The 12,548-nt window shown below is 68.6% G+C and carries 13 protein-coding genes and 2 pseudogenes; 3 read left to right on the top strand and 12 right to left on the bottom strand.

Features of this window, described 5'->3' with window-relative positions; translation table 11 throughout:
* From AC2VOK_RS06305 to modA, 9 genes and pseudogenes are all read right to left on the bottom strand, one after another.
* Positions 1-743 (bottom strand): zinc-binding alcohol dehydrogenase family protein (locus AC2VOK_RS06305; protein ID WP_428899716.1); only part of this gene is annotated, 743 nt, incomplete at its 3' end.
* 48 nt (positions 744-791) lie between these two features.
* Entirely contained in the window at positions 792-929 is a 138-nt protein-coding gene (locus AC2VOK_RS06300) for a GlsB/YeaQ/YmgE family stress response membrane protein (RefSeq protein WP_428899715.1), read from the bottom strand.
* 66 nt (positions 930-995) lie between these two features.
* Positions 996-1,301, bottom strand: coding sequence for a GlsB/YeaQ/YmgE family stress response membrane protein (locus tag AC2VOK_RS06295; protein WP_428899714.1), 306 nt, complete (start codon positions 1,299-1,301; stop codon positions 996-998).
* A gap of 135 nt (positions 1,302-1,436) precedes the next feature.
* Positions 1,437-2,486 carry an alanine and proline-rich secreted protein Apa gene (locus AC2VOK_RS06290; RefSeq protein ID WP_428899713.1) on the bottom strand — a complete coding sequence of 350 codons (1,050 nt, stop codon included), beginning with the start codon at positions 2,484-2,486 and terminating at the stop codon, positions 1,437-1,439.
* A 108-nt stretch (positions 2,487-2,594) separates the two neighbouring features.
* A pseudogene (locus AC2VOK_RS06285) lies at positions 2,595-3,722 on the bottom strand (sulfate/molybdate ABC transporter ATP-binding protein).
* A 13-nt stretch (positions 3,723-3,735) separates the two neighbouring features.
* Positions 3,736-3,921, bottom strand: coding sequence for a hypothetical protein (locus AC2VOK_RS06280; protein ID WP_428899712.1), 186 nt, complete (start codon positions 3,919-3,921; stop codon positions 3,736-3,738).
* A gap of 11 nt (positions 3,922-3,932) precedes the next feature.
* Complete coding sequence (locus tag AC2VOK_RS06275; protein ID WP_428899711.1) at positions 3,933-5,387, bottom strand: NAD(P)/FAD-dependent oxidoreductase; 1,455 nt, start codon at positions 5,385-5,387, stop codon at positions 3,933-3,935.
* 130 nt (positions 5,388-5,517) lie between these two features.
* The gene (locus AC2VOK_RS06270; RefSeq protein WP_428899710.1) at positions 5,518-6,312 is read right to left on the bottom strand and encodes an ABC transporter permease; all 795 of its coding nucleotides are present in this window, start codon (positions 6,310-6,312) and stop codon (positions 5,518-5,520) included.
* Between the two features lie 9 nt (positions 6,313-6,321).
* Positions 6,322-6,954, bottom strand: a pseudogene (gene modA / locus AC2VOK_RS06265) (molybdate ABC transporter substrate-binding protein); the annotation flags it as partial.
* Between the two features lie 205 nt (positions 6,955-7,159).
* Here modA and AC2VOK_RS06260 point away from each other — a divergent pair.
* The 3 genes from AC2VOK_RS06260 to AC2VOK_RS06250 all read left to right on the top strand — a co-directional run bounded on the left by AC2VOK_RS06260 (position 7,160) and on the right by AC2VOK_RS06250 (position 10,397).
* Positions 7,160-7,837, top strand: a complete 678-nt coding sequence (locus tag AC2VOK_RS06260) for an SDR family oxidoreductase (protein ID WP_428899709.1) — start codon at positions 7,160-7,162, stop codon at positions 7,835-7,837.
* A 64-nt stretch (positions 7,838-7,901) separates the two neighbouring features.
* A complete protein-coding gene (locus AC2VOK_RS06255; RefSeq protein WP_428899708.1) occupies positions 7,902-8,819 on the top strand; it encodes an LLM class F420-dependent oxidoreductase in 918 nt (305 codons plus the stop codon).
* Positions 8,820-9,008: 189 nt separating this feature from the next.
* Complete coding sequence (locus AC2VOK_RS06250; RefSeq protein WP_428899707.1) at positions 9,009-10,397, top strand: NAD(P)/FAD-dependent oxidoreductase; 1,389 nt, start codon at positions 9,009-9,011, stop codon at positions 10,395-10,397.
* A gap of 7 nt (positions 10,398-10,404) precedes the next feature.
* Here the strand turns inward: AC2VOK_RS06250 and AC2VOK_RS06245 are convergent, their stop codons facing one another.
* Genes AC2VOK_RS06245 through AC2VOK_RS06235 form a run of 3 tightly spaced genes read right to left on the bottom strand, consistent with a single transcriptional unit; the run spans position 10,405 to position 12,375 of the window.
* Positions 10,405-11,052 (bottom strand): urease accessory protein UreD, encoded by a 648-nt coding sequence (locus AC2VOK_RS06245; RefSeq protein WP_428899706.1) that lies wholly within the window; start codon positions 11,050-11,052, stop codon positions 10,405-10,407.
* Positions 11,052-11,729: an urease accessory protein UreG gene (ureG, locus tag AC2VOK_RS06240; protein ID WP_428899705.1), complete on the bottom strand. Its 678-nt coding sequence runs from the start codon at positions 11,727-11,729 to the stop codon at positions 11,052-11,054. Before ureG ends, AC2VOK_RS06245 begins: the two co-directional genes overlap by 1 nt.
* Before the next feature lie 10 nt (positions 11,730-11,739).
* Positions 11,740-12,375, bottom strand: coding sequence for an urease accessory protein UreF (locus tag AC2VOK_RS06235; RefSeq protein WP_428899704.1), 636 nt, complete (start codon positions 12,373-12,375; stop codon positions 11,740-11,742).
* Between the last annotated feature and the right edge of the window lie 173 nt (positions 12,376-12,548).

Raw genomic sequence — 12,548 nt, 5'->3', positions numbered from 1 at the left:
GGGGCGAACAGGATCGCGGCGTCCAGCGGCACCGGCGGGGCATCGGCGGCGCCTTGAGCCGAGGCGGCGCCCAGCTGCAGCGCCAGCTCCCGCGCCTGCGCACCTCGGGTCATGACGTGCACCTCGGCGCCCTGCGCCAGAGCGACCTGCGCGGTGATGTGCGCGCTGCCGCCGAAGCCGTACAAGCCGAGCCGCCCGCCCGGCGGCAGTTCCGTCCGCAGCAGGGAGCGGTATCCGATGATCCCGGCGCACAACAGCGGCGCGAGTTGGCTGTCGCTGTAACCGCCCGGCAGATGGTGGGCGAACGCGGCCGGGACCGTGGCGAATTCGGCGTATCCGCCGTCGGCGTCCCAGCCGGTGTAACGCGACTCGGGGCACAGGTTCTCGTTGCCGCGACGGCAGTATTTGCACGCGCCGCAGGTGTGGCGCAGCCACGCTATGCCCACCCGGTCCCCTACCCGGAAGCCGTCACCGTCCGCCGAGCCCACTGCCGAGCCCACCTGAATGACCTCTCCGACCACCTCGTGCCCGGGGATCACCCGGTCGCGATGGACGGGAAGGTCACCTTCGGTGACGTGCAGATCGGTGCGGCACACGCCGCAGGCTTTGACGGCGACCAGCAACTCCGTCGGCGCGGGCCGCGGCACCTCGGTGCTGACTTGCTCGAGTGGTCCGGAGGCCATCGGTCCGGGCCGGCGCACGCGCCAAGCGCGCATCGTTGTCGCCGTGGCGGTTGAGGGCATCAGTCCATCATGCCGCTGTCCGCCACGGCCGCAACGGGTTGATTCCGGCTAGGTCTTTTTCACCATGCCGACGAGCCACAGCAGGATCACCGAGCCGAGCAGCGCGGTGAAGAAGGTGAAGATCCAGACTCCACCCGCGGTGTTGACGAGCGTCCTGTTCGACCTAGCTGGTCTGTAGATAGCCATTTCGGAATCAACGTCGTCGAGGAATCAAGCCGTGCAGCTAACAACGAGCCGCACCAGCATTGACGGCTAAGTTCTACGGACGAGACGCGAAATCCATAGCAAGACGGCGGCACCGCCTAAGGCGACGAAGAATGTGAACCAATATCCGCCGTTATTGACATCTACACCCAAGAGATTAAGAACGAGGCCTGCAATGAACGCGCCGACAACGCCGATCACGATGTCGAGGATGATGCCGGATCCTCCGCCCTTCACGACCTTACTCGCTATAAGGCCGGCGATGCCGCCAATGATGATGTAGCCAATCCACCCGATGCCCGTCTTTCCGTTGAGGTTCAACGCCAGGTATTCGGTAGCTGCGATGACGTTCATGCGCGTCTCCTTGCATTTGCCGGCAAATCCCAGCTCACGTTCGTGGGCCGTGGTTTCGGTATACCCGGTTCGCGTAACGAATCCGGTGCCGAATCGGAGACGATTGGCCCAACGCGGGTGATCCGAATGTGCCGCTCAGGTGTGCATCGTCGGCTGCGGTGCCGGTGCCGGTGCGGGCGTCGGGCTGACCTGTCCCGCGGGCGCCTGGCCCGGGGCGGGGACGGGAGTCGGGACCTCCGGCGCCGGCGCGGGGGCTGCGGGGGCCGGCACGGGAGGTGCCGGCGCTGCCGGGGCCGGTCCGGGCGCTTGGCCGGGGGCCTCGGGCGCCGGCGCTCCCGGCGCCGCCGCTGGCGGCGCCCAGGGCTGGATCGACTCAGCCAGCGCCTTGGCGGCGGCCCTGTCCACCGGGTCGTTGGACGTGCCGAGCCACACCACGAACCAGCGCTGGGGTGGTCCGCCGTTGGCGGCGGGCGCGCCGATGACGCCGGTCCAGATCTGGCCGTTGGGCTTGGCCGTGTCGTTGAACTTGACCTCGTAGTACGACGCGCTGCCCGTGAGCCCGTTGCCGTTGAGGGGGGTTGATTCCTGGTTGATGCGGGTGCCGGGGTAGGGCATGTAGAACTCACCCATGTCCGAGCCGAGCCGTACCGCGGCCTTGGCGTTGTCGGGTTCGGCGCTGGCGTAGAGCTTCTGGTCCAACCGGCCCAGGACGATCCGGGTGTCGTTGGCGACGGGCGGCGCCTGGCCCGGCATCGGCGGCTCTCCGGTGGTCTTGCTCAGCATGGCCGAGCCGTAGTCGAGGTGCGAGGCGTCCGATTCGACCCACCCGGTAGGCAGCAGGAAGCTGAACCCTCCGACGGCGTTCGTGATCCGGGGCAGGTCCGGTGGCGGGGGCGGCGCGTTGGGGTCGGCCGGCGGCGGGGACGGCGCGTTGGGGTCAGCCGGCGGGGGCGCCGCGTTCGGGTCGGCCGGCGGAGGCGCCGCATTCGGGTCACCCGGGGCGGGCGCGGGTGAAGGCGAGGGCGCGGGCGCGGCCGTGGTGGCCGGCGGTGGCCCGGGTTCCGGATCGGCCTTCGAGGTCGCCGGCAGTGCGATACCGACCGCGCTGACACCGGCCGCGGCCGCGATCGCCAGCGTGGCCCACAGTCTCCTGCGGCGCGTTGAGTTGAGGTCCTCCCGATCCATGGCGACGAACCTACCGCGTTACGGCTGTGACGCAAGGGTGGCTTGCTGACAATGTGGTGCGCTTTTTCTCGTGTGGTCCCTGCGACAATTGGTCAGCGCGCCCGCTCGTCAGCCGGGGTGTCGCCGCGGTGCCGGGTACAGGGCGACCTCGTGGGCCTTGACACTGAACCACACCCGTTCCCCGGGGATCAGCCGCAGCTCCGCCACGGCCTCGACGGTGACCTGTGCGGTCAGGCCGGGCGCGCCGTCGGGTTGCTCGCGGCCGCGCACCAATACCGCCGAGCCGCGCGTGTCGAGCTCGGCGACGCTCTGCTCGACGGTGTTGCGCGGACTGCCGTGCAGCGGGTGCCGGTACACCGCGACCGCCGTCGGCGCGAACACCGCCACCGCGTCCCGCCCCTCGGCCAGAGCCGCCCCGAACTCCTGAGCCGGTATGCCGTGCCAGCAGCGGCCGGACCGGTCATGCAACGAGCCATCGGGCCCCACGGCGCCATTGACCAGGTTGACACCGGCGATGCGCGCTCCGAAATTGCTGCGCGGGGCGGTCAGCACCTCGGCCACCGGGCCGAATTCGAAGATCCTGCCCGACTCCAGCACCAGGACCCGGTCTGCCAGCGTGAACACGTCCAGCAGGTCAGGGGTTATCAGGATCACGGCGCAGCCGCTGCGGGACACCACCGCTCGCAGCACCGCGCGGATGGCCGCGGCCGCGGCGACGTCGAGGCCGGACAACGGCTCGTCGAGCAGCAGCACATCGGGCTCGGCCGCCGGCGCCCGCGCGATCGCCACCCGCTGGGCCTGGCCACCCGACTACTGGCGCGGCTTGCGGTCGGCGAGCTGGTGGGCGTCGACCTCGCGCAGCCAGCGCAGCGCGGCCGTCCTGTGCCTGGCGTGCGCGGAACGGCATGTTCTGATGGGCGCAGGACGGCTGCGCATCCCGAAGGCGACGTTGTCGACCACATTCAGGTGCGGGAACAACAGCGGATCCTGAAGCAGCAACCCCACCCGGCGCTCGTGCGTCGCCACGTCGACCCCGGCCGCGATGTCGGTCAGCATCCGATCCCCCAGCCGCACCACCCCCTCGTCGGGGCGCACGAGCCCGGCGATGACGTGGCAGACCGTCGACTTGCCGGCGCCGTTGGGCCCCAGCACCGCGAGCACCTCGTCGACAGCCACCGAGAACTCCACATCCAGTCGGCGACCGGCGATCACGGCGCGAAGCTGCAACTGGCTCAACGCCGGCTACGCGTCAGTGATGGCCGCTGAGGATGATCCGCATCATCTTGAGGTTGATGCTGGCGAACCGCCAGAACTGCACGAACAGGTTCTGCCGCATCCGCAGCTTCGAGCGGGTGGGCAGCGGCGCGTCCGCGATACTTTCGGCAGTCCGCAGGTTCACCTCTGAGCCGATGCTCTCGCTGTCCATGGAAGTCATGGGACCGCCTTTCACTCGGGGATCAACCACCAAAACGGCCTGGCCTTGGCCTTGTAGATGAACATGTGGTGCAGCAACAGTTTGATCCAGTGCCCGGCCAGCCCGAGCTCGCCGGACGTGCCTGCGATGTCGCGGCCGGTCTGCGGATACTTCTTCGGGTCCGGGACCACCGGGAACATCGTCATCGCGGCGGCCGACCCGTCGCGCATCCCCGCGCCCGCGGAGGCGACGCATGCCGCGCCCATGGTCGCCATCGAGGCGCGGTGGGCGACGGCGTCGGGGTGCGTGATGCGGTCCCGGATGGTCTCGGCGACCGTCTTGGCCATGATTCCCGACGGCATGCCCGTACGCGGCGGGCTCGGGGTGATGACCGTGCCGTTGGGGCTCTTTCGCGGCCTGGAGATCGGGTGCGGCGGCGCGAACGCGATGCCCGGGGCGAAGATGTTGCGGTACGCCGGGGACTCGTAGGTGTGCGGCCAGTCCTCGGCGGACCACTCGTCGTACGGCTTGCCCGAGTAGTCGGCGTCGACCTTGAGGAATCCCGACGGCGCGAACAGCGTGGACGTGATGTCGTTACCACCGTTGTCGTAGGCGGCGAGGGGAACGCCCCGAAACGGCGGCAGCAGCATCGCGAAGTCGAAGTCCAGGTCGTGCTCCTTGCCGTCGAGCTGCTCATAGCGCAGCTTGCCTTCCATCACCTCGTGCACGGCGGCCTGGGTGATGGCCTTGACGCCGCGCTCGCGGAACAGTGACTCGGTCCACATCCGGCTCGACTGCAGAAATCCCTTCTCCTCGAACTGCATGCCGTCGACGCCGAAGTCGCCGAGCTCGTACTCGTTGGTGAGGTACACGATTTCGGCCATGTCGCGCAGGCCCGCCGCGCGCAGCGTGTTGTCGACGTTGAAGGCGTATTCGAATGCTGCTCCCTCGCAGGTGCAGGTGCCGTGGCCCACGCCGACGACGAGGCGCTGTTTCTCGCCGGCCCGCATCTTGGCCATCACCTTGTGGAGTGCCGCGGACGCCTCGATCGCGTGGTCGGCCGTGCACACGGAGTACGAATGTCCGTCCGGGCCAAGGCCGGGCGTGGCCGCGAAGTTCAGTTGCGGGCCCGTGGCGTTGATCAAGTAGTGGTACACCACGGAGCCGGTCTGGCCGTTGCGTTCGGCATCGGTATAGGTGAAGTCGACCGTCGGCGACGCCTCACTGCCCGTCCCCTCCGGACGGATCGCGGTCGCGCGGGCTTGGTGGAAGATGATGCCCTTGCGGTCATAGATCGGTTTGAGCGGAATCAGCACCTTGTCGGCTTCCATCCGGCCGACGCCGACCCAGATGTTCGACGGGATCCAGTTCCAGTCGGCGTTGGGGGAAATCACGACGATCTCGTGCTTGCGGGGTAGCCATCGGCGCAGGTGCAGCGCGGCGGTGTGTCCCGCGATGCCGGCGCCGAGAATAACGACTCGTGCCATAGCGACTCCTCAGTCGGACCAGGCCACAACGGTAGTGCGGCTCGTTGCTTTCCACGGTACCCCTGGGGGTATCAACCTCGAAAGGCGGCCTGCCCATCATGACTCACCAGCAGCGCGCCGTGCGCCGCGACTACCCGCTGTCACTCCCGGTCAGCCTGCGCGCGCCCAGGCCCAGCACCACCAGTGCCGCCACCGCAACCAACACGATCGACAATGCCACCGCCGCGTTGGCGTCGGTCACCCGTTGCAGATAGATCTCCAACGGCAGGGTGCGGGTCACCCCCTGCCGCGAACCGGCGAACGTCAGCGTCGCGCCGGACTCCCCCAGTGAGCGGGCGAACACCAGCACCGCGCCCGACACCAGGCCGGGCCGCAGCAGTGGCAGGGTGACCCGCCACCAGACGACGCCGGGCCGGGCTCCCAGCGTCGCGGCCACCACCTCGTAGTCGGCTCCGGCGGTGCGCGCAGCACCCTCGAGGGAGATCACCAGAAACGGCAGCGAGACGAAGCTCTGCGCCAGCACCACCGCGGTCGTGCTGAACGCGATGCTGATCCCCGCGGTCTCCAAGTACTGCCCGATCAGTCCCAGCCGGCCGAAAGCGTAGAGCAACGCGATCCCACCCACGACCGGCGGCAGCACCAACGGCAGCAGGACCAGCGGCCGCAGCAGCCCCACCAGGCGCGTCGCGCTGCGCGCCAGCACGAGCGCCATCGGGACCCCCAGCAGCACGCACAGCGCGGTGCTGGCGGCCGCGGTCTTCAGGCTCAGCAGCAGCGCCGTCTTCGACGACGAACTGGTGATCAGCGACCAGAAATGCGGCCAGTCGACTTTGCTCGCCATCGCCAGCAACGGCAAGACCACGAAGACGAGCCCCGCCGCGGCCGGGACATACACCCAGCGCGGCAGGTTTGTGGAGGAAGACACGGTCGGAGGTCAGGGCTTCGCGAATCCCGACTGGGCCAGAACCTGCTGGCCGGGACTCGACATCACCAGGTCGACGAACCGCCTCGCCGCCGCGGGATGCGGCGCCTTCTTCAGCACCGCGATGGGATAGATGTTGACCGCGGCGGCGGCCTCGGGAAAATCGACGGTTGACACCGCGTCTCAGGCGTTCGTGGCGTCGGAGACATAGACCAGCCCGGCGTCGGCCTGTCCCGAGGTGACCTTGCCGAGGACGTCGGTGATGCTGAGTTCCTCGCTGACCGGCGTCAGGTGCACGCCGGTCGCGTCCTCGATGCGCCGAGCCGCCGAACCGCACGGCACCGGTCGTTGGCAGATGACCACGTTCAGGCCGGGCCTGGTCAGCCCGGCGAAACTCCCGATCTTCTGCGGGTTCCCGGGAGCAGTGACAATCACCAGCGTGTTCGAGGCGACGTTCGCCTGACCGCCGGCCAGCAGTCCCGCTTTGGCGACCGTGTCCATCTGCACGGCGTCCGCTGAGGCGAAGACGTCGGCGGTGGCGCCCAGGGTCAGCTGCGTCGCCAGTTCGGACGAACCGGCGAACTCCAAATCGGCGACATCGCCTGGGTTGTCGGTCGTGAACTGCCCGCCGATCCGGGTGAAGGCCGGCGTGAACCATAACCGGCGAGGGCCGGCCCGGGCCGTTTGCAAGCGTGACGGCCGAGTAACGATCCACATCGTCCGCGAGTCCCGGCGTCCGGGGTTTCACCGGCTAGCTACCGTCCAGTAACATACGTTCATCGCAGGCGCCGGAACCAGGTCCGCGGGCATGAGAGCCGGGTGTGGGTTCGACGGTGAACACGAGGAGGTCATGGCAGTGGACGTGCTGGTCACCGGCGGGGACACCGAAGTGGGGCGCACAGTTGCCGAGGCTTTCCGCGATGCCGGCCACAAGGTGACACTGGTGGGCGCACGCCGCGGCGAGGTCGAGATCGCCGCAAAAGAACTCGACGCAGACGCAATCGTCTGCAACACCACCGACCCGGCCGGCCTCGACGAGGCCCGTGGACTTTTCCCCCAGCATCTCGACACCATCGTCCACGTACCGGCGCCGTCCTGGGACGCCGCCGACCCGCGTACCTACTCGATCGCCGACACCGCGCACGCGTGGCGAAACGCCCTCGACGCGACGGTGCTGTCGGTGGTACTGACCGTGCAGGCAGTGGGCGACCATCTGCGCTCGGGCGGCTCCATCATCGGCGTGGTGACGGAGAACCCCCCGGCGGGCAGCGTCGATGCCGCGATCAAGGCCGCCCTGTCGAGCTGGGTTGCCGGGCAGGCCGGCATCTTCGGCACGCGCGGAATCACAGTCAATGCGGTCGCCTGCGGGCGCAGCGCGCAGGCCGGCTACGACGGCCTCTCGCGCACACCCCCGCCGGTTGCGGCGGAATTCGCCCGCCTTGCGCTGTTCCTGACCACCCCGGCCGCCCGCCACATCACCGGCCAGACCCTGCACGTCAGCCACGGCGCGTTGACCCAGTTCGCCTGAACCCGTCGCCGTTGGCGCGGACCGCCGGTTTACCCCCCGCGGGCCGATCGTTACGGTAACTGGCGTGGCTATACGACTTGGTCTGCAGATTCCCAACTTCTCCTATGGCACCGGGGTGGACCAGCTCTTCCCCACCGTGATCGCCCAGGCCCGCGAGGCCGAAGCGTCCGGTTTCGACTCGGTTTTCGTGATGGACCACTTCTACCAGCTACCCATGCTCGGCTCGCCCGACCAGCCGATGCTGGAGGCCTACACCGCCTTGGGGGCGCTGGCCACCGCCACCGAGCGGGTGCAACTGGGCACCCTGGTGACCGGCAACACGTACCGTAACCCCACTTTGCTGGCCAAGACCATCACCACGCTGGATGTGGTGAGCCGGGGCCGGGCCATTCTGGGCATCGGAGCCGGCTGGTTCGAACTCGAGCACGACCAGCTCGGCTTCGAGTTCGGCACGTTCACCGACAGGTTCAACAGGCTCGACGAGGCGCTGCAGATCATCCTGCCGATGCTCAAGGGTGAGCGACCTTCCTTCTCGGGCAACTGGTATCGCACGACGGAGGCGCTGGCCAATCCCCGCTACCGCGACCACATCCCGTTGATGATCGGCGGTAGCGGCGAGAAGAAGACGATCCCGTTGGCGGCGCGGCACTTCGATCACCTCAACGTGATCGCCGGGTTCGACGAGCTGCCGCGCAAGCTGCAGGTGGTGCGACAGCGGTGCGAGGAGATCGGCCGCGACCCTGCCACTCTCGAAACCAGCACGCTGGTCACGGCACTCATCGACGAGAACGCCAAACCCGACCAGATTCCCGCGGAGATGAGCCGGCGCATGGTGGTCGGCGGCGCCGAATCGGTCGCCGAGCAACTCAAGACCAACGTGCTCGACGCAGGCATCGACAGCCTCATCATCAACGTGCCGTTCTACACACCCGGCGTGATCGCCGCGGCGGGCGAGGCGCTGCGTCCGCTCTTAGGTCTCTGAGGGCTTGTGGCAGGGGTCACGCCAGCGGCGCCCGGCATGACGAGTATCACGACCGATGAGCTGGGAAGATGCGTTCGATGTGGTTGATCGCACACGCATGTGGCTTGGTTTGGCGGGTACCCCTGTGACTACGGTGATTGACGAGTCGGAGTTACGCACCAAGGAGCCCCTCAGGAGCAACGGATACACATGAGCCCCCAGCCAGAAGGTACAGCTGGAGCCAGTCGTCGGCACCGGGTCGTCATCATCGGATCGGGATTCGGCGGACTCAACGCGGCAAAGATGCTGAAGCGAGCCGACGTCGACATCACGATGATCGCCCGCACCACCCATCATCTGTTCCAGCCGTTGCTGTATCAGGTGGCCACCGGGATCATTTCCGAAGGAGAGATCGCGCCCGCCACCCGGGTGGTGCTGCGCGACCAGCACAACCTTCAGGTGCTGCTGGGCAACGTCACCCACATCGACCTGGCCCACAAGCGGGTCGTCTCCGACTTGCTGGGGCACACCTACGAAACCCCGTACGACAGCCTGATCGTCGCCGCCGGCGCCGGCCAGTCCTACTTCGGCAATGACCACTTCGCCGAATTCGCGCCCGGCATGAAGTCGATCGACGACGCATTGGAGCTGCGCGGGCGCATTCTGAGCGCCTTCGAGCAGGCCGAGCGCTCCCGGGATCCCGAACGCCGCGCGAAACTGCTCACCTTCACCGTGGTCGGAGCGGGTCCGACCGGTGTCGAAATGGCAGGTCAGATCGCCGAATTGGCCGAACACACGCTCAAGGGCGCGTTCCGGCACATCGACTCGACCAAAGCGAGAGTGATTCTGCTCGACGCCGCCCCCGCGGTGCTGCCGCCGTTCGGGGAGAAGCTGGGTCGGCGTGCGGCCGCGCGGCTGGAGAAGATGGGCGTGGAGATTCAGCTGGGCGCGATGGTCACCGACGTGGACCGCAACGGCATCACGGTCAAGGATTCCGACGGCACCGTCCGGCGCATCGAGTCCCAGTGCAAAGTGTGGTCCGCCGGCGTGTCGGCCAGCGGGCTCGGCCGGGACCTCGCCGATCAGTCGACTGTCGAACTGGATCGCGCCGGCCGGGTCAAGGTGCTGCCCGACCTGTCCATTCCCGGACACCCGAACGTGTTCGTCGTCGGTGACATGGCCGCCGTCGAGGGGGTGCCGGGCGTGGCCCAGGGCGCGATCCAAGGCGCCAAGCATGTGGCCCGCACGATCAAAGCCGAACTTCGCGGAGCCGATCCGACGAAGCGGGAGCCTTTCCAGTACTTCGACAAGGGTTCCATGGCCACGGTGTCGCGGTTCTCGGCGGTAGCCAAGATCGGCCCCCTCGAGTTCAGCGGCTTCATCGCCTGGCTGGCTTGGCTGGTGCTGCACCTGGTGTATCTGGTCGGGTTCAAGAACCAGGTCACCACGCTGGTGTCCTGGGCGGTGACCTTCCTGAGCAACCGGCGCGGCCAGCTGACCATCACCGAGCAGCAGGCTTTTGCGCGGACGAGGCTCGAACAGCTGGCCGAACTGGCGGCCGAGGCGCATCGCTCGGAAGACAGCCGGGTCGCCAGTTAACTGGCCGCTAACAGGACAGCAGGTCGCCCTGCCAGGTGCTCAGCGTTCCCCCGTCGGCCAATGCCAGCACCGTCATCCGGGAATCGGCCCGTGCGGCCGAAGCGATTGCCGGATAACACAATTCGCTGACGTTGGCGCGCGGGGCGCCCAGCGCGTCGTCGGCCAGGGAGCCGGCGCCCAGCTCCACCCGGTGCCGTGTGAGCGGCCGGTCGTCGCGGTCGGCGCACAGCGCTCCCGACCAGAACCCGTCCCGCTCACCGTGCCTGCCGATCTGGACTCGCTCGCGCAGCCGGATCGATCCCTCCTCGTGCAGCCGCACCGCGATGGCGGACAGGTGACGCGCATGGGCGGCCACGACCGTCGGCTCGAGGTCGATGTCAAGGTCGCCGGCAACCTCCACCTCCCAGCGCGCGTGCGAGGTCGGTGTCGCCGGTCCCGGCAGCGCGACGCTGGCTGCGGCACTGCGGATTTTCAGGCAAGCTCCCGGCGCGACGACCACCCGAATCTCGATCGCGTCGCCGCCCAGCGGGTTGGCGGCTGCGGACACCAGGTGGACCGTGTCCGGTGCGGTGCAGCGAGCGGTCACAGCGCCGGCCCGGCATTCGATGCGCGGCAACCGGTTGGGGGCTGCGATCACCAGGAGCTCGGAGCGCATCAGAGGCTGGCGAACTCGCGCAGTTGCGTCCGGACCCACGCCAGCACACCGGTCGCGGCCGGGTCCTCGGTCAAGGATTGCAACACCGTTGGACGGCCCTCGCGCACCGCGTCGGCGTCGCGGGCCATCACCTGCAGGCTGGCGCCCACCGCCGACGCCAAGTCGGTTTTGTTCACCACCAACAGGTCCGAGAAGGTGACGCCCGGCCCACCCTTGCGGGGCACCTTGTCGCCGCCGGCCACGTCGACGACGAAGATCTGCACGTCGACCAGTCCCGACGAGAACGTGGCGGTGAGGTTGTCGCCGCCGGACTCGAGCAGGATCAGGTCCAACGCGCTGTGGGCGGCGATCAGGTCGTCGATCGCATCGAGGTTGGCGGTGATGTCGTCGCGGATCGCGGTATGTGGGCAGCCACCGGTCTGCACGGCCGCGATCCGGTCATCTGGCAGCACCGCGTGCCTGCGCAGGAAGTCGGCGTCCTCGGTGGTGTAGATGTCGTTGGTCACCACCGCCAGCGACAGCTCGTCGCGCAACTGCCGGCACAGCGCGGCGACCAGCGCCGTCTTACCCGAGCCGACCGGTCCCCCGACCCCGATGCGCAGCGGCTCACCGCGGCCGCGGACGCGTCGGGGCCGATCGGTGTGGGTGTGGGTGTGGGTGTGGGAATGTGTTGTCATGTCGAACCTTTCAGGATGAGAACAACGGCCGCTCGCGTTCGGCGTGCCACTGTGCGAGCGTGTCCAGGAGCGGATCGGACAGGTCGGCAAGTCCCTTGGTCGCTTCGGCGGCGGTGTGCTCGCACAGATCCGCGAGCCGAAACGTGCACGCCGCCACGTCGGCCGGGTCCAGCGCGAGCAGGCGCTGCGCGGCCGTCGCCGTGCCGGTCATCGCGGTGTAGACGACGGTCAGCGCGCTCTGCTCGGGACTCAACCCGCCGGCGGCGCCGACCCGGCCCGCCGCAACGGCCAGGTGCGGGCGGGGGCCGATGGCATCCCAGTCCGCGTCCGGCCAGACCCGTCGCGCCAACCGGGTCAGCCCGCGGCCCTGGCTGCGCGAGGCTTGGCGGGCCGCCGGGGACGGGGTGCGCGCGTCGGCCTCCCGGTCGGCGTCTGCCGGGGCGAGCTCGCCGCGGTGCACCGCCGCCGCGATCGATGCGGCGACCAGCCCGTGGCTGCGGATCCTCCTGCACAGGAAAGCTTCCAGAGTCTCCATGTTGGTCACCAGGCCGCGCGTGACGGCCTCTTCGACGCCGCCGGAGTGCACGTGCGCCCCGGTGGGCAGCCTCGAGTCCGCCAGAGTCAGTAACACCGCGAGAGACATCATGGCGCGATCCGCCCTGCGGAATCGGAGGACAGCCGCTCCTGCGGGCTCGGCATGCTGCGGGTGCGCATATCTTCATCGATCCTTCCACGCCCCGGTATCGGCGCTGCCGAAGCCCGTCCACTGCGCCCGCCGGGAACGTGTCGCGCGAGCGATCAGAACAGAAAATAGCGCTG

It is taken from the genome of Mycobacterium sp. TH-M116 (assembly GCF_057473685.1).
Note: the sequence above shows the minus strand (reverse complement) of the source record. Positions and strands in the feature narration are given on the sequence as shown.

What these genes read in the sequence shown, in the direction of transcription:
- AC2VOK_RS06300 (WP_428899715.1), bottom strand. Translation starts at nt 929, where the DNA reads ATGGCTATCTACAGACCAGCTAGGTCGAACAGGACGCTCGTCAACACC.
- AC2VOK_RS06295 (WP_428899714.1), bottom strand. Translation starts at nt 1,301, where the DNA reads ATGAACGTCATCGCAGCTACCGAATACCTGGCGTTGAACCTCAACGGA.
- AC2VOK_RS06290 (WP_428899713.1), bottom strand. Translation starts at nt 2,486, where the DNA reads ATGGATCGGGAGGACCTCAACTCAACGCGCCGCAGGAGACTGTGGGCC.
- AC2VOK_RS06280 (WP_428899712.1), bottom strand. Translation starts at nt 3,921, where the DNA reads ATGACTTCCATGGACAGCGAGAGCATCGGCTCAGAGGTGAACCTGCGG.
- AC2VOK_RS06275 (WP_428899711.1), bottom strand. Translation starts at nt 5,387, where the DNA reads ATGGCACGAGTCGTTATTCTCGGCGCCGGCATCGCGGGACACACCGCC.
- AC2VOK_RS06260 (WP_428899709.1), top strand. Translation starts at nt 7,160, where the DNA reads ATGGCAGTGGACGTGCTGGTCACCGGCGGGGACACCGAAGTGGGGCGC.
- AC2VOK_RS06250 (WP_428899707.1), top strand. Translation starts at nt 9,009, where the DNA reads ATGAGCCCCCAGCCAGAAGGTACAGCTGGAGCCAGTCGTCGGCACCGG.
- AC2VOK_RS06245 (WP_428899706.1), bottom strand. Translation starts at nt 11,052, where the DNA reads ATGCGCTCCGAGCTCCTGGTGATCGCAGCCCCCAACCGGTTGCCGCGC.
- ureG (WP_428899705.1), bottom strand. Translation starts at nt 11,729, where the DNA reads ATGACAACACATTCCCACACCCACACCCACACCCACACCGATCGGCCC.
- AC2VOK_RS06235 (WP_428899704.1), bottom strand. Translation starts at nt 12,375, where the DNA reads ATGATGTCTCTCGCGGTGTTACTGACTCTGGCGGACTCGAGGCTGCCC.